This is a genomic window from Janthinobacterium sp. 1L-D-8-B-C4, assembly GCF_057291295.1.
Window position 1 is genome coordinate 292,304 of sequence record NZ_JBXAVX010000002.1, and the last position, 15,182, is coordinate 307,485.

The 15,182-nt window shown below is 60.9% G+C and carries 21 protein-coding genes; 16 read left to right on the plus strand and 5 right to left on the minus strand.

What is annotated here, in order from left to right:
* Positions 1–90: 90 nt before the first annotated feature.
* The 3 genes from AC0Z42_RS04455 to AC0Z42_RS04465 are packed head-to-tail and all read right to left on the minus strand — an operon-like array spanning position 91 to position 1,444.
* Entirely contained in the window at positions 91–471 is a 381-nt protein-coding gene (locus tag AC0Z42_RS04455) for a hypothetical protein (RefSeq protein WP_485467034.1), read from the minus strand.
* The gene (locus tag AC0Z42_RS04460; protein WP_485467035.1) at positions 416–754 is read right to left on the minus strand and encodes a hypothetical protein; all 339 of its coding nucleotides are present in this window, start codon (positions 752–754) and stop codon (positions 416–418) included. The genes AC0Z42_RS04455 and AC0Z42_RS04460 overlap by 56 nt, the downstream gene beginning before the upstream one ends.
* Positions 755–1,444, minus strand: coding sequence for a S24 family peptidase (locus AC0Z42_RS04465; protein ID WP_485467036.1), 690 nt, complete (start codon positions 1,442–1,444; stop codon positions 755–757). It lies immediately after the preceding gene.
* Between the two features lie 70 nt (positions 1,445–1,514).
* Here AC0Z42_RS04465 and AC0Z42_RS04470 point away from each other — a divergent pair, with 70 nt between their 5' ends.
* The 10 genes from AC0Z42_RS04470 (at position 1,515) to AC0Z42_RS04515 (ending at position 7,424) form a co-directional block, all read left to right on the plus strand.
* Entirely contained in the window at positions 1,515–1,874 is a 360-nt protein-coding gene (locus tag AC0Z42_RS04470) for a YdaS family helix-turn-helix protein (RefSeq protein WP_485467037.1), read from the plus strand.
* Positions 1,871–2,008: a hypothetical protein gene (locus tag AC0Z42_RS04475; RefSeq protein WP_485467038.1), complete on the plus strand. Its 138-nt coding sequence runs from the start codon at positions 1,871–1,873 to the stop codon at positions 2,006–2,008. Before AC0Z42_RS04470 ends, AC0Z42_RS04475 begins: the two co-directional genes overlap by 4 nt.
* A 70-nt stretch (positions 2,009–2,078) precedes the next feature.
* On the plus strand, positions 2,079–2,603 hold the full coding sequence (locus AC0Z42_RS04480; protein WP_485467039.1) for a hypothetical protein: 525 nt from the start codon (positions 2,079–2,081) through the stop codon (positions 2,601–2,603).
* Between the two features lie 318 nt (positions 2,604–2,921).
* Positions 2,922–3,209 (plus strand): hypothetical protein, encoded by a 288-nt coding sequence (locus AC0Z42_RS04485; protein WP_065308980.1) that lies wholly within the window; start codon positions 2,922–2,924, stop codon positions 3,207–3,209.
* A gap of 17 nt (positions 3,210–3,226) precedes the next feature.
* Positions 3,227–3,442, plus strand: a complete 216-nt coding sequence (locus tag AC0Z42_RS04490) for a hypothetical protein (protein WP_485467040.1) — start codon at positions 3,227–3,229, stop codon at positions 3,440–3,442.
* Positions 3,443–3,518: 76 nt separating this feature from the next.
* A complete protein-coding gene (locus AC0Z42_RS04495; protein WP_485467041.1) occupies positions 3,519–3,794 on the plus strand; it encodes a hypothetical protein in 276 nt (91 codons plus the stop codon).
* Positions 3,791–3,973 carry a hypothetical protein gene (locus tag AC0Z42_RS04500; RefSeq protein WP_485467042.1) on the plus strand — a complete coding sequence of 61 codons (183 nt, stop codon included), beginning with the start codon at positions 3,791–3,793 and terminating at the stop codon, positions 3,971–3,973. The genes AC0Z42_RS04495 and AC0Z42_RS04500 overlap by 4 nt, the downstream gene beginning before the upstream one ends.
* The gene (locus AC0Z42_RS04505; protein ID WP_485467043.1) at positions 3,915–4,787 is read left to right on the plus strand and encodes a KilA-N domain-containing protein; all 873 of its coding nucleotides are present in this window, start codon (positions 3,915–3,917) and stop codon (positions 4,785–4,787) included. Before AC0Z42_RS04500 ends, AC0Z42_RS04505 begins: the two co-directional genes overlap by 59 nt.
* Before the next feature lie 61 nt (positions 4,788–4,848).
* Positions 4,849–5,322: a helix-turn-helix domain-containing protein gene (locus AC0Z42_RS04510; RefSeq protein ID WP_485467044.1), complete on the plus strand. Its 474-nt coding sequence runs from the start codon at positions 4,849–4,851 to the stop codon at positions 5,320–5,322.
* Complete coding sequence (locus tag AC0Z42_RS04515; protein WP_485467045.1) at positions 5,319–7,424, plus strand: DNA cytosine methyltransferase; 2,106 nt, start codon at positions 5,319–5,321, stop codon at positions 7,422–7,424. The genes AC0Z42_RS04510 and AC0Z42_RS04515 overlap by 4 nt, the downstream gene beginning before the upstream one ends.
* Positions 7,425–7,434: 10 nt before the next feature.
* On the opposite strand, the gene AC0Z42_RS04520 is transcribed toward AC0Z42_RS04515, so the two are convergent.
* Positions 7,435–7,638 carry a hypothetical protein gene (locus AC0Z42_RS04520; protein ID WP_485467046.1) on the minus strand — a complete coding sequence of 68 codons (204 nt, stop codon included), beginning with the start codon at positions 7,636–7,638 and terminating at the stop codon, positions 7,435–7,437.
* Positions 7,639–7,671: 33 nt separating this feature from the next.
* On the opposite strand from AC0Z42_RS04520, the gene AC0Z42_RS04525 reads away from it, so the two are divergent.
* Positions 7,672–8,100, plus strand: coding sequence for a hypothetical protein (locus AC0Z42_RS04525; RefSeq protein ID WP_485467047.1), 429 nt, complete (start codon positions 7,672–7,674; stop codon positions 8,098–8,100).
* A gap of 17 nt (positions 8,101–8,117) precedes the next feature.
* Here the strand turns inward: AC0Z42_RS04525 and AC0Z42_RS04530 are convergent, their stop codons facing one another.
* Positions 8,118–8,762 (minus strand): hypothetical protein, encoded by a 645-nt coding sequence (locus AC0Z42_RS04530; protein ID WP_485467048.1) that lies wholly within the window; start codon positions 8,760–8,762, stop codon positions 8,118–8,120.
* A gap of 56 nt (positions 8,763–8,818) precedes the next feature.
* Here AC0Z42_RS04530 and AC0Z42_RS04535 point away from each other — a divergent pair, with 56 nt between their 5' ends.
* Genes AC0Z42_RS04535 through AC0Z42_RS04555 form a run of 5 tightly spaced genes read left to right on the plus strand, consistent with a single transcriptional unit; the run spans position 8,819 to position 15,101 of the window.
* The gene (locus AC0Z42_RS04535; RefSeq protein ID WP_485467049.1) at positions 8,819–9,349 is read left to right on the plus strand and encodes a nuclease domain-containing protein; all 531 of its coding nucleotides are present in this window, start codon (positions 8,819–8,821) and stop codon (positions 9,347–9,349) included.
* A complete protein-coding gene (locus AC0Z42_RS04540) occupies positions 9,346–12,957 on the plus strand; it encodes a DNA methyltransferase (protein ID WP_485467050.1) in 3,612 nt (1,203 codons plus the stop codon). The genes AC0Z42_RS04535 and AC0Z42_RS04540 overlap by 4 nt, the downstream gene beginning before the upstream one ends.
* A complete protein-coding gene (locus AC0Z42_RS04545) occupies positions 12,954–13,361 on the plus strand; it encodes a hypothetical protein (RefSeq protein ID WP_485467051.1) in 408 nt (135 codons plus the stop codon). The genes AC0Z42_RS04540 and AC0Z42_RS04545 overlap by 4 nt, the downstream gene beginning before the upstream one ends.
* Positions 13,358–14,314 carry a YdaU family protein gene (locus tag AC0Z42_RS04550; RefSeq protein WP_485467052.1) on the plus strand — a complete coding sequence of 319 codons (957 nt, stop codon included), beginning with the start codon at positions 13,358–13,360 and terminating at the stop codon, positions 14,312–14,314. The genes AC0Z42_RS04545 and AC0Z42_RS04550 overlap by 4 nt, the downstream gene beginning before the upstream one ends.
* Complete coding sequence (locus AC0Z42_RS04555) at positions 14,301–15,101, plus strand: ATP-binding protein (RefSeq protein ID WP_485467053.1); 801 nt, start codon at positions 14,301–14,303, stop codon at positions 15,099–15,101. The genes AC0Z42_RS04550 and AC0Z42_RS04555 overlap by 14 nt, the downstream gene beginning before the upstream one ends.
* Positions 15,102–15,182 lie beyond the last annotated feature (81 nt).

Here is a 15,182-nt window from a genome sequence, read left to right on the forward strand (position 1 = left end):
ATTGGCCCGGCGATGCTCGGCGGCTGCCGCAATGGCGGCAATGAGTGCTTGGCGGGTTCTATCGACTGTGCGCTTGTCTGCCATTGGCGTTTATTTCACCAGTCTCACGCCCGACGTTGGCGATGCAATCCCCATCAGCCTGCTCTTGCGATAGAACATGATTTCGCGCGCAGCACCGGCCAAGCACGCATCCATATCAGCATAGGTCGTGATCATCTGCAGACGCTTCGCCTCGGTCTGCTTTTCGATGGCATACGTCCAGTGCACGGTCAGATGGTCGCCCTCAATGTGCGACTTGGCGAATTCGCTGAGGCCGCGTTGCACGTCTTGGGCAGCAGCTTTGTTGCAAGGCGCCGCGTTCGCGATGCAAGGTAGAGTTCCGGCAATCGCGATGGCAAGCATCGCAGAAGATACGTTAGCGTTGTGTAAAATCCCCTGCCAAACATTTTTTAAAGCCGACAAGACGGGCATTTTCGGAGTCCAGTTTGACGGTAAATACATAGCTTGCGAGATTTTCCATGGCAAACTCATTTTCTTCCTCTAGCTGAATTTCCTCTTTAGACTTGACTTTTCTGTCCTTGGAGGCACGCTCCACGCGCATTTCCCTCAAACTCTCTTCTGTTACGCCTTGCTCCCTCAATCTCGCGACAGTCTCTGTCATCTTCCCAATTTTGAGGCAATATGATTCACTTGGCGCAGCCCATGAGACATTGCAAATTAATAATGTCGTAATACATGCAAGAAATTTTTTCATCTACAGTCGATCCTTGAAATTGCGCGCTTCAAAATACACAACTCGACCTATGACGTCGCAATCTCCAGGACGGCAGGGCTCTTGTGGGAAATCTGGATTTTCGGAAGTCAGATACCACTCACGGCGCTCATATTTGAGGCGCTTTACCACCGACTCGCCTTTAAAATTCAGCGCAAAAATGTTCCCGTTCACTCGGCTCTTGTCCGTGACATTCACAACAACCACGTCGCCCTCGAACATCATCGGCCTCATGCTGTCGCCCCTAATTTTTATAGCCAACAATGCGTCAGGCGCCAAGTCGCGCTCTTCGAGCCATAGGCGCTTTAGGTGGTAATGCCCACCGTCTTCGAACACGTGATCCGCTCCGAAACCGGAAATGCCGGCACGCACATGCTCTGGAGCCATACGAATGGCGACAGTGGAGGGTGCCATATCTTCATCATCAGTAACGGGGCTAGCCCCTGCGATAGGAGCTGAACTGTCCAGTCCCAGCAGCTGATCAGTTGTCAGGCCAAGGGCGCGCGCTACCGGCACGGCTTTGCCAACTGGCGCTCCCCGTGATTTCCAGTTGGTCAATACAGCGGGGGCAATGCCCAGCGTTTCACGAAGCCATTGCTGGTCTTTTTGCAGTTCCTCCAGTCGCGCTTCAATGCGCTCCCAAGGAATGTTGTTTGCCTTTTTGTTCATCATCAAAGAATAGCTAAACATTCACAGAGTGTGTTACACAAAATGTTTGATCAAAATACACAAGTCGTGTAATATGATCTTCATGAATCCACTAGATAAAGCAATCCAGCTGTGCGGCGGCCTTTCAGCCCTGGCCAAGGAGATCGACGTCAGCTCGGCACGGCTCGGCAATTGGCGCCTGCGCAGCGTGCCGATCGAATACTGCCTCGCTATCGAAACGGCCACTGCTGGGGGAGTATCCCGAAAGGATTTGCGCCCCGACGACTGGCACAAGATTTGGCCAGACCTGGCAGCTACGCCGGCACCGCGCCGCGCCACCGATCCCGTCCCGGCGCCAGGCCACGCCGGCCGCCAGCCGCCCACCACGAACCGCATTCTCGACACCGTGTCAGAGCGCGCTGCTGTCGGCATCGACGCGAGGGCGATTCCATGATCCACGTGATTTCCATTTCCCCGCCGCGCGCGGCGGAAGACTTCGTGCGCATTCCGCTGCTCGAACTGCGCCAGCTGCCGCCAGGTGTGCCGTTCGATGAATGCTTGGAGCAGTTGGCCGAGCCACCGCCCTGATATCTGACCGCTGGCAACACCTGAATTTCCTTTTTCACAGCGCCTGTAAAGCCAACTAACGGAGAGCATCATGATCAGCAACAAAGTATTGGCCGACGCCATCCTTCAACTCGCCAACGCCATTCATCACATCAACATGAATGCCCGTTCGCGCCACATTGCAGCCCAGGTCGAAGGCATGGTCCGTGGTGCGCAGATCGAAGCTGACATACTTGAAATCAAGCAATGGTGTGAAATTGCTTCTTCGCTCAAAGGACTCAGCGACCTCTTTGTGAATACGGTTGCCGAAACCGGCAGCGCATCCCTGTCACCCACTAGCAGCCTGCTTTCGAAATCCGCTCTTGAAGATGAGATGAAAAGGCGGGGCTTGATTGAGCCCGCATCGTCATCGGCCAGCTCGGTCGCCTCCGACCCGTTCGCACCGACCTTTGAAGTGACGCCCAGCGCTGGCGGCTACACGGCAACCATCGCAATGCGCGAGGGTTCCGTGGTGTACCTGGTCAATGCGACTGGTCCGCGTTCGAATGCCGTCAAAGTTTCAGCGGCTGGACTGTCGCCTGTGCTGGTCGAGCCTGTGGTTGAGATTCCACGATGATTCTCAGCGACGCGGATTGCACCGACGGATCATCTCGAACAGCGATACCCCATTCGCGTTTAACGACCTTCCCAAAGATGTATTGGCCATTGATATTGCCAGTAATTTCGTCCCCGACGTTGGGGCTCGGACTGTCCACAGGCCAGAGTCCAATGCCGTCACCATCGAGTATGACGGTCGCTTGATATGTCGTTTGTTTCATGGAGGTTGCCTTTCCTGTTGATTGATATATGGAAATAGAAATTTAACACATTGGCAACTTCCTCCACTTTTTATCGCTGCACCCAAACCCTGTAACACCGACCACCAGGAGAAACCATGAAGTTGAAACAAAAACGCACCGCGCTCGTCAAGAGTTACATCACGGAAGAGAACAAGGATGCGCTCCAAGCAGCTTGCGCCGCCAAGGGCAAATCGATCAGCGACGTGCTGAACGAATGCACCATCGTGATCATCCGTGACCACCATGACACCCGGCCGAAACGGAATGATACGCCGCCGTTCTCGGGCGGGAATAGACCCAAATCGCGGGAAAAGCTGGGCCCACTCCAGGCGCAGCGTCCCAGCTTCGGCGTCGTCCCGCGCGTCGTTCGGATGCGGGTTTAACGGCATGGAGGCGGCTATTGAATAAACAACCCGAGGTCACGGCCGAGGAAAAAGAGCTCGTCTTCCAGCGTTCGATGATTTACCGCCAGGCAGAGAAAGACCTGCAGGGCGCGAAGGACGGGGAGGGCGAGAGCGCGGCGAAGGCCGCACACAAGGAAGCGCGCCAGAAATGGCGTGATGCCACAGACAGGGTGGCGCGGAAATACGAAGTGCCGCGCCGCGAACCTCCGTAAATGGCGGCACCCGACAGCTACAGCATCACACGGCCGCCTGGCGGCCGATTTATCCACCATCAATCAGGAGCATGACATGTCGCAAACCCCCATCCATTCCCCGAGCCAGGCGCTGGGCAACGCCGCAGGCAACTGTCAACTGCTCGACGCCGTGATGGCAAAGCTGGGCCTGAAGAACGATGCGGCGCTGTCGCGCGCGCTCGAAGTGGCGCCGCCGGTCATCAGCAAGATCCGCCACGGCCGCCTGCCCGTCGGTGCCACGCTGCTGATCCGCATGCACGAAGTGACCGATATCGCGATCCGCGAATTGAAGGCCATCGCCACGTCGACCGCACCAGAGGTGGCGGTTTGACCTGGAAGACCATGCAGCCGGATGGCGGCGCGCCGGCGCAGGCCGGGCAGGGCGCGCAGCAGCACGACCTGGTCGAGCCGAATCCGGATTACGTCCGGCCACACGATCCGGACCCTGGCCATGTTCGCGCGCGGGCGCACTACAGCGCAATGCTGGCCGAGTTGCTGGCCGAGCAATAAAAAAGCCCGCTGGCAGGCGGGCTTCCTTGAAACATCAAAATTCGCGAAAGAATTTATGACACCGATTGTACAACACAAAGGCATCACCATCGCCGATACCATCATCGCGGTGGACAGCGTGGGGCGTTTTTGCCTCAACGATCTGCACAAAGCCGCCGGCGCCGAGAGTCGGCATCAGCCCGCGTTCTTCTTCCGCCGTCCGGAAACCCAAGACCTGGAGGCGGAATTAAACTCTGCGCCGGAGCAGAGTTTCACGACCGTGACCACGCCGGGCCGCAACGGCGGCACCTACGTATGCAAGGAGCTGGTCTACGCTTATGCCATGTGGATCAGCGCAAAGTTCCACCTGCAGGTGATCCGGACCTTCGATGCTTTGGTCGCTACCCCGGCGCCGGCCGCCGCGCCAGTGCGCAGCGCAATCTCGCCCGCCAAGGAATTCCGCGCCATCTTCGGCATCGCACGCCTGATCGGCCTGGACAAGAATGCCGCGGCGATCAGTGCGAACCAGGGCACGGCGGCGCTGACCGGCGTCAACATGCTGCAGCTGATGGAGCGCACGCACCTTGCCACGCCCGAACAAGATATTTGCTTCACGCCGACGGAAATGGGCCGCCGCTTTGTCAAAAGCGCGAAGGACTTCAACCAGCTGCTGGCCCATGCCGGCCTGCAAGAGCAGATTGCCGGGCACTGGGTGCCGACGGCGAAAGGCCGCGTGCATGCCGTCGTGCTCGACACAGGCAAGGCGCACGGCAGCGGTGCACCGATCCAGCAGGTGAAATGGCGCGACTCGGTGCTGAGCGAGGTGGCCTTGTGAATAGCCGACCAACTCATCCAGCGCGCCAGCGCGCACTGATTACCCTCACTGCGGGGCATCCATGACCGCCCCAGCCATGCGCATTCGCTGCACCACCATGACCGAGCAGCGCACCGCGAACCTCAAAAGCCTGATAGCAGAACTGGCCGCCCGCGAAATGCAGGCCGACGATATCTGCGCCTATCTGAAAATGTCGCCATCCGGCGCACGCAAATACATCGCCGACCTGCGCGCCGCTGGCGTGGCGGTGCTGGCGCGCTACGCTGACGGCACAGCAACGTATTTGGGCAAGGCCTGCTACCGCCTGGTGAATGACCCGCTGCTCGTAAGCGAGTTCCTGGGGCAGATCGAGCAAAACAAGCACGAGCCGCGCATCCCTGCGCCGCCGGCACGCGCGCTGCCTGTGGTGCCAGGCCGCAGCTTCCATATCATGGCCGACGATACCCACTTCGCAGTCCGCATCAACCGGCTCCCGGCGATGCGCGATCCGCTGGTGGCCGCGCTGTTCGGGCCCCCTGGCGAGGTGCGCCCATGAAGCGCGACGCATTCACGCTTTCCCTCGACCTGGGCACAGAGTTGATTATCGACAACTTTGCGGGTGGTGGTGGAACGTCAACCGGCTTGGAGCAGGCATTCGGCCGCCCGGTCGATATCGCCATCAATCACGATCCCGAGGCACTTGCCATGCACGCGGCGAACCACCCACACACCACGCACCTGTGCGAAAGCGTGTGGGACGTCGACCCGATCAAGGTCACCGGCAACCGGCCGGTGGGCCTGGTGTGGCTCAGCCCTGACTGCAAGCATTTCAGCAAGGCCAAGGGCGGCAAGCCGGTCGAGAAGAAAATTCGCGGCCTGGCCTGGGTAACGCTGCGCTGGGTGGCCAAGTGCAAGCCCAGGGTCGTGATGCTGGAGAACGTCGAGGAATTCAAAACGTGGGGCCCGCTGCTGATCGCCGCCGATGGCAGCGCGAAGCCTGACCCGGCGAAGAAGGGCAAGACGTTCGATTCGTTCATCCGCCAGCTGCGCGCGCACGGCTATACAGTCGATTACCGCGAAATGCGCGGCTGCGACCATGACACGCCGACGATCAGAAAACGCTTCTTTCTGGTGGCACGCCGCGACGGCATCGCCATCAAGTGGCCAGAGCCTACCCATGGCGCGCCGGACAGCATCGGCGTGCGCGCCGGCAAGCTGCTGCCGTACCGCACGGCGGCCGAGTGCATCGATTTCAGCCTGCCATGCCCGAGCATCTTCGAGCGCGACCGGCCGCTGGCGCCGGCCACGCTGCGCCGTATCGCCAAGGGGATCATGCGCTATGTGGTCGACGCTGCGGATCCGTTCATCGTTGGCCAGGGCGGCCCGGTGTACGGCGGCAAGCCTGTGTCGGCAAATCAGCCGTTCGGCACGCTGACCGCTGAAAACCATCGTGCTGTCGTGCTGCCGACTATCGTCCCTGTCACGCACCAAGGCGGCGACCGCACGGAATCGATCAGTGAGCCATTCCGCACCATCACCGGCGCGCACCGCGGCGAGAAGGCGCTGTCGACCGCCTTCCTCAGCCCTTACTACAGCGACAAGCGTTCGACAGACGCACGTGGCCAGTTCCCGAGTGCGCCCATCAATACCGTGACGACTGAGAACCGCCACGCGCTGGTCGAGGCCGAGCTTGCGCCATTCGTCATGACCAATACCACTGGACACCCCGGCGCTGGCGCCGACATGCCGGTACCGACGATCACCGCTTCCGGAAACCAGGCGTTGGCCACCGCGTTCCTGGCCAAGCATTACACGGGTGTCGTGGGTTCCGACCTGACCGACCCTATCGGCACGGTCACCGCCTGCGACCACCACAGCCTGGTAACGGCTTTCTTGACGGAGCATGCCAATGCGAGCACCCAGCGCGTGATGCCGGCCGACGCGCCGCTGCGCACGATCTGCGCCCAGGTCAAGGGCGGGCATTTCGCGATGGTGTCGGCTCACATCGCCAAATTCCGCACCGGCGCCACCGGCAGCGCCCTCGACGAGCCGATGCATACGGTTACCGCTGGCGGCCAGCAGGCGCGGCCAGGCACTGGCAATGCCATGGGGATCGTCACAGCGCATATTCAGCGCGACATGGGCGCCAGCGTCGGCCACGCCGCTGATGCCCCACTCGGCACGGTCACGGCCGGCGGTGGTGGTAAGTCGGCTCTGGTCACCAGCAACATGATCAAACTGCGCGGCACCAGCACTGCCGCAAGCACCGACGAGCCACTCGGTACGGTCAGCGCCGGCGGCCAGCACCACGCCGAAGTGCGCGCGTTTCTGGTCAAATATTACGGCAGTGATCAAGATCCTCGCTTGGAAGAGCCGCTGCACACGGTCACCAGTAAGGACCGCTTCGGCCTGGTGACGATCCACGGCCAGGACTATCAGATCGTGGATATCGGCCTGCGCATGCTGCAGCCGCGCGAACTGTTCCGGGCTCAGGGCTTCCCGGACGATTACATCATTGGCGACGACCCGGCCCAAGGCCTGAAACTGACGAAGTCGGCCCAGGTGCGCATGTGCGGCAACTCAGTTTGCCCACCCATGGCTAAGGCACTGATCCTCGCCAACTTCGCGCACGAGCGCGAGATTGCGAGGGTGGCGTGAGCATCTTCGACTATTTAAAGCCGGTCCTCATGTTTTGCTGCGCTGCTGTTCGTGCCAACTCACCTGTTGATCGCTCAACTCCAGCGAGCCTGCCGTTCATGATTTCGGTTTGCATCTTTATCGCCGAAATGATGGCTTTTGCGTCTGGTGAAATATCAGATGCAATCAAGTCATCGAACTTGCCCCACATCTCTCGTATCTGGTTCGGTTCCATACTCACCTCTGGTTATCAAAAGGATAGCATAGCATGATCGCCAACCCAGCCCAAATTACCCGCCACCACATGGCGAACCAAGCCGCGCCCGACTTCTCACTGAAGCGCAAGGTTTGCGCCTGCGGCAAGGCCAGCACCGCCAAGCAGCTGGCCCAGCACGGCAAATGCGCCGCCTGCGCGCTGGCCGCAGTCCGCGACGCAATCATGCCTGGCGACTTCGCCAAGCTCCAGCACATGCTGGGCGCCGTGAAGCAATACCCGAAATCGAAGTGGGGCTGGCGCAATTACTATTGCGCGAACATTTCAGGCGCTGCGCGGGAGGCTATGCAGCGCCTGGTCGGCGCGGGTCTGGCCACGGCCGGCCACGAAAGCGACACGAATGCCTACTTCCACGCCACGCGCCTGGGTTGCAAGGCTGCTGGCCTCGATGGCGCTGGTATCAAGCGCGCGATGGAGGATTGACGATGAGCCGTGCAAAATTATTCGCCTCTGCGCTGCCCCGAATGGCAGGCATAGAGGCATATCTTCAATGCAAGGTCCAGTTTTTCGCGCAGGCGCTCATATTCGCGGATTTGAGTTCTGATGAAATCTTGTCTCACCACGCCAGTAATTTCCATCTCCCTTGCTGCAATGACGAGATTGTGCTGTGTCGTTCTGAATTGTGTGCAGACAGCACTAAGTTCCATTGCAACACCCTTTGGCAATACAACAAGCGGAATTGTGTCAGCAGGCGTCCAAATTTCAGTTATCTCATTAACGCGGTGAAGTTCTGCGAAATTGGCTTTTGCAGGATTTTTAGCAAAGTTTTGCATGGCAGTGATTGCATATTCGAGTTTGTGCGAAGCAACTTTAATTTGCTCGGCGAAGCTTGCTGCTGTCACTTGAGCCAACGCGAATTCCTGCATTCGCCGACTTCTACGCTCAGAAGTCGCAAGCCAAATCGTCCCGCCAAATGCTCCAACAGTGCCGATTGCCGCCACCCAATAGGCCCATTCAGCAGCTCCCATTTTGCACGAACCAACGCCAACCCTACACCAAGGTATCCACACGCCAAGCATCAAGCCTACAAGCATAGCTACGCCAACAACAGCAACAGTCATTCCGGCAAGTTTTTTCCAGCCCATTATATCCTCGCTTTAAGTTGGATGAATGATAACAGGTCGAGTGTTGGCGGTGGGAAATGAAGCGCTCACCCATGAAGCCCGGCGCTAGCCTTAAACGCACAGCCTTCGCGCGCGGCGAAAGCATCGAGGCGCGCGAAGTGTCAAAGCTCAAGCGCACCTCGCCCATGCCCAGCACCGGCATGCTCTCCGTGCAGTCGCACCAGCGCACGGCGAAGACGCGCAAGGCCGGCTTGAAATCAAACGGCCCACGGTCGACGCCAATCCGGCGCGCCGCGCGCGGCCAGGACTGCACGCTGCGCCTGGCCGTCTGCAACTTCGACCCTGACACCACCGTGCTCTGCCACAGCAATTTCCTGGTGGACGGGAAGGGCATGGGCCTGAAGGCTCCAGACACGGCCGCCGCATTCTGCTGCAGCGCCTGCCACGACGTACTCGACGGCCGGCGCCCGCGCCCGGCTGATCTGTCGCTGGCCGGCCTGGAGGATGCCTTTCGCGAAGCCGTCAGCACCACACACGAAATTTTACGGTCGATGGGCCTGCTCGATGCAGCGCCTGCCACCATTCAACCTACATTGGAACACCCATGAGCGCCTTTAGCCCGCAAGAGCAAAAACACCTGAAAGAAGCCGCGTACAGCGAATTCCTGCGAGCCAAGATCAAGCTGGCCCAGCGCAAGGGCTTCGACGTCCCGCTGGACAATATCCACCCCGGCCTCAAGCCGCACACCCGCGACATCGTGCGCTGGGCCCTGGCCGGCGGCCAGCGCGCCATCTTCGCCTCGTTTGGCCTGCACAAGACCAGCACCAACCTGGAAGTGATGCGCCAGATCGGCATCCACCGCCCGGGCCTGCGCCTGATCGTGCTGCCGCTGGGCGTGCGCCAGGAATTTATCCGCGAGGCCGCGAAGCGCTTCACTGGGGAATATGAGGTGCAAGTGCGCTTCATCCGCACCGATGCCGAGATCGATGACCAGGACGTCGTCTACCTGACGAACTACGAATCGGTGCGCGAAGGCAAGATCGACGTGCGCAAGTTCCGCGCCGTGGGCCTGGACGAGGCCAGTGTGCTGCGCAGCTATGGCAGCAAGACCTATCAAGAGTTCCTGCCGCTATTCGAACAGGTCGAGTTCAAGTTCGTCTACACGGCCACGCCGTCGCCGAACCGCTTCAAGGAATTGATCCACTATGCCGGCTTCCTTGGCGTGATGGACACCGGCCAGGCCCTGACGCGCTTCTTCCAGCGTGACAGCGAGAAGGCCGGCAACCTGACACTGTATGCCCATAAAGAGCAAGAATTCTGGCTGTGGGTGGCCAGCTGGGCCGTCTTCATCCAGCGCCCGAGCGACCTGGGCCATTCTGACGAAGGCTACGACCTGCCAGCGCTCGACGTGCGCTTTCACGAGGTGCCGAGCAACTACGACACGGCCGGCGCCGAGAAGAACGGCCAGGGCCTGCTGATCCCGAACGTGGCTATGGGCCTGTCGGCCGCCGCCGGCGAGAAGCGCGACAGCATGGCCGCGCGCGTTGCCAAGGTGGCCGAAATCATGGCTGCGGATCCTGATGATCACTTCCTGATCTGGCACGACCTGGAAGACGAGCGCCACGCGATCCAGGCGGCCGTGCCTGGTGTTGTCAGCGTGTGGGGCGCGCAGGACCTGGACCAGCGCGAGCAGCGCATCGCCGACTTCAGCGACGGCAAGATCAAGGATCTGTCGACCAAGCCGATCATCGCCGGCAGCGGCTGCAATTTCCAGGTGCACTGCCACCGCGAGATCTTCGCGGGCATCGGCTTCAAGTTCAACGATTTTATCCAGGCCGTCCACCGCGTCCAGCGCTTCCAGCAGCAGCACGCCGTGCGCATCGACATCATCCACACGGAGGTCGAGCGCAAGGTGCTGGCCGACCTGATGGAGAAATGGCGCCGCCACGACGAAATGCAGGAAACGATGGGCAAGATCATCCGCAACTACGGCCTGGACCAACTGTCTATGCAGGATTCGCTGGCGCGCACCATCGGCGTCGAGCGCGCGGTGGTGGCCGGCGAGCGCTTTTCGGTGGCCAATAACGACTGCGTGCTGGAGGCCATGCAGCAGCCGGATAATTCGGTCGGCATGGTGCTGACATCGGTTCCGTTCGGGAATCAGTACGAATATTCCCCCAGTTACAACGATTTCGGTCACTCGCAGGACAACGATCACTTCTGGGCGCAGATGGATTTCCTGACGCCCGAGCTGCTGCGCATTTTGCAGCCGGGCCGCATCTACGCCTGCCACGTCAAGGACCGCATCAACTTCGGCAACGTGACCGGCGCCGGCATCCCAACGGTCAGCCCGTTCCACGCCGAGGCGATCTTCCACGGCATCAAGCACGGCTTCGACTACATGGGCATGATCACCGTCGTGACCGACGTCGTGCGCGAGAACAACCAGACCTACCGCCTGGGCTATTCCGAGGTGTGCAAGGATGGCACGAAGATGGGCGTCGGCTCGCCGGAGTACATCCTGCTGTTCCACAAACCGCAGACGGACCGCTCGCGCGGCTATGCCGACACGCCGGTCACGAAGGCGAAGCCGATGTGCTTGGACGATGCCGGCGACCGGATCCCGTTTGATCGCAAGGCCGCGCCGATTCCCGGCACCGGCTACAGCGTCGCGCGCTGGCAGGTCGACGCGCATGCGTTCTGGCGCTCCAGTGGCGATCGCCTGCTGGGCGCGGCCGAGCTGGCCAGCTTCGGCCCGGGCAAACTGGCGAAGCTGTTCACCAGCATGTCGCTGGACAACGTCTACAACTACGAATATCACGTCGAGGTGGGCGAGGCGCTGCTGGCCAACAAGGCGCTGCCTGCGGATTACCTCAGCCTGGCGCCGGGCAGCGCCGCCCCGGCCGTGTGGCACGACATCGTGCGCATGCGCACCTTGAACGGTGAGCAGTCGGCGCGCGCGGTGGAAAAGCATGTTTGCCTGGCGCGCGGCAGCCTGGTGCTTACACGCGGCAGGGGCCATGTTCCGATTCAGGATGTGCGTCTGGACGATCAGGTGCTCACGCATAAGGGGCGGTGGAAATCAGTTTTGATGGTGGCGTGCACCGGCGTCCGTCCTGTGGTCGACCTGCGCGCGCAAGGCGTAGCGGCGCTGACCTTGACCCCCGACCATAAGCTCTGGACACGCAAATCAAACTGGGTGCGGTCTCGCGACGGCGCGGCACGCGCGCAACCGGAATGGCTGCGCGCAGACGAAACCGTCGGCGGCTACGTGAATTTGCAACTGCCACCAACGGAAGAAAGCAGCCTCTCGACGCAAGAGTGCTGGCTGCTCGGTCGCTGGCTTGCCGATGGTCACGTCGGGACGCGGGGCGACTTCCATGTGAGCATCGGGCCGGACAAGTTGGACGAATTCGAGCGCTTGGCAGGTTTCCATGTGGGCACCAGCAGAACCGGGACGGCAGTGCAAATTCGTTTGAAGGCTATGAGCGCAGGCCTGACGGCTGCGCTGGGGCGTTGCGGGCAGGGCGCCGGTGACAAGCAGGTTCCTGCTGACCTGCTCGCGCTGCCGGAGCCGAAGGCGCGAGCCTTGCTGGAAGGGTACTTGTCCGGCGATGGCCACTTCCGGCCGGAGCGCGGCCGCTGGATGGCGAGCAGCATTTCCCGTCCGTTGCTGCTGGGTATGGCCATGCTGGCCCAGCGGGTGCACGGCACTATCGCTACCCTGATTGCCGGCCGCGCACCCGGAACCGCAATCATCGAGGGGCGCGAGGTTCAGACGCGCCAGGACTGGGCGATGGCATTTGATGTCACAGGGGACCGGCGCAAGTCTCAATTTCTGCTCGCTGATGGCGCGTGGAAGAAGGTTCGCAGCGCGGATGCTGCAGGCGAGGCTGAGACCTGGTGCATCAAGGTCGAGGACGATGAGAGCTTCACGGCCGAAGGTTGCATCGTCAAAAATTGCCCGTTCCAGATTGATATCGTTGATCGCCTGATCAACCGATACAGCAACCCTGGCGAAGTGATCTATGACCCGTTCTGTGGCCTTGGCACCGTGCCAGTGCGCGCCATGAAGCTGGGCCGCCGCGGCGCCGGCAGCGAGCTGAACCCGGCATATTTCACCGACCAGGTGCATTACTGCCGGGCGATGGAGCGCGAAGTCAGCATGCCTACGCTGTTCGATATGGAGCTGATGGACGAGGAGAACGCAAAGTGACGCGCGCAAATTTCAGCGAATTCGTGCTGGGCGCCATGCCCGGTACCAAGGCCGATATCGTCATCAAGTCGGGCGTCAGCCAGGCATCCGTGCTGAAGTGGGTGGGCCAGCTGCATGCCGACCACAAGATCTACATCGCTGGCTGGAAGCCACACCCGCGCGCCGGCGCCGCCATGGCCGTGTATGCAGTCGGCGACCTGCCGGACGCGCCATGCAAGCTGAAGCACCTGACGAAGCGCCAGGTTCGCCTGCGCTTCGAGGCCAAGGCCAAGCTGGACGGCCGCTGGGATAGCATGCAGGCGCGGTGGCGCAGCAAGTACTGGATCCGCAAGGCCAAGGCCGTGGGCGATCCGCTGGTGGCTGCGCTGTTCGGCGCGGCGCGTGCGCAGGAGGTCATGCCTTGAACTACTTCGAACACCACATTGGCGACTACGACAAGAACACCTCGCATCTTTCCGCGTGCGAGGATGGGATCTATTGCCGCATGATTCGGCGATACCTTGACAAGGAAATGCCGCTCGATCCGGACGTCGAAGAAATAAAACGCGTCGTCCGCGCACGCAGCCGCGAAGAAAAAAAAGCGGTTGACGTCGTTCTCAAAGAGTTTTTTTCTCTCGCTACCGATGGCTGGCATCACAAAACGTGCGACGAAATTATCCTCGCATTCCGGGCCGGCGAGCCAGAGCGCGAGGCGAAGAAAGCAAACGAGGAAACGCGCATGAGGCGGCATAGAGACGAGCGCGCAGCCCTGTTTGCGCAGCTTACGGCTGCCGGTCAGCACGCTGCTTGGAACATCGGTATCAAGGAACTCCGGGCGATGGTGGGCGCATTACCGGACCAGAAAAATCCTAAACCTGAGACGCCACCTGTAACGGCACCTGCAACGCCTGCAACGGCTACCCAAACACCAATACCCAATACCCAATACCCAATACATAAAACCTTGTCGGAGAAAATCCCCGACGCGGCGAATCCGACGGTTCCCGTGGTCGATATCAAGGAAGCCAGGGAGAAGCGCAAGCACAGTGCTGACGACGAAAAGTGCGCGCGCTGGCTGTTCGGCCGGGTGCTGGCGAACAATGCCGCCGCGAAGCAGCCGAACTTCGATACCTGGGCCGACGAGGTGCGGCTACTGCGGGAGCGCGACAAACGCACCCATGCGGAAATCTGCGAGCTTTTCCAATGGGCCCAGGCTGATGCGTTCTGGTGCTCGAACATCCTGTCGCCGGCGAAGCTGCGCGAAAAGTGGGATCAACTGACGATGAAGCGGGCGCCCTTAGGCGGAAAGAATGTACAACATGGAAACTTTGGCAAGCAGGATTACCACAAAGGCGTTGCACCAGATGGCACCTTCTGAGGGCAGGCCGCGCTTTGTCAGCGCGCAGATCGAGCGGTGCCCGATGCATGGCGAATACACGGCGATGCTGATTCGCGGCGCCTGGTCCGGCTGCCTTGACTGCATGAACGTCGAGGACCAAGTGCGCGAGGCAGAGCAGCGCGCCGCGTGGCGCCAGGAGCTCAAGGCGCGCGAATGGAGCGCAAAGCTCGGCCGGGCCGCCATCCCCGAGCGGTTCGCTGATCGGCGCCTGGCATCGTACCGGCCCGATTGCGCCGGCGCCGAGCGCGCGCTGGCCGTGGCCACCCGCTACGCCGAGAACTTCGAAGATGCCCGCGCAACTGGTGCGTGCCTGCTTTTCGCTGGCGGCGTCGGCACCGGCAAGACGCACCTGGCCGTCGGCATTGCGCACCACATCATGGCGCACGGCCGTCAAGCCGTTTTCACCTCGGTGATGCGCGCAGTGCGCTCCGTCAAAGAAACCTACGGCAAGGGCGCCGGCCGTACCGAGGCGCAGGCGATCCGCGACCTGGTCGACCCGGACCTGCTGATCTTGGACGAGGTCGGCGTGCAGCACGGCAGCGACACAGAAAAGCTCATTCTGTTCGAAATCATCAACGGCCGGTACGAAGCTGCGCGTCCGACTATCGTCATCAGCAACCTGGACGCGGAGGGCCTGGAGCAGTTCCTGGGCGAACGGGCGTTCGATCGGCTACGAGAGGGCGGCGGCAGGCTGGTGGTGTTCGATTGGCTGTCGCATCGAGGAAAACGACCGGAGCAGCCAGCGGCAAATGCCGCAGCTGCTTGACCTGCGATACCGCCACGCTGCGCGAGCGGTGTGGTGGCTACCCGCATAGCGGACACATCAGAAAAACGGCTTAGAAAGGCC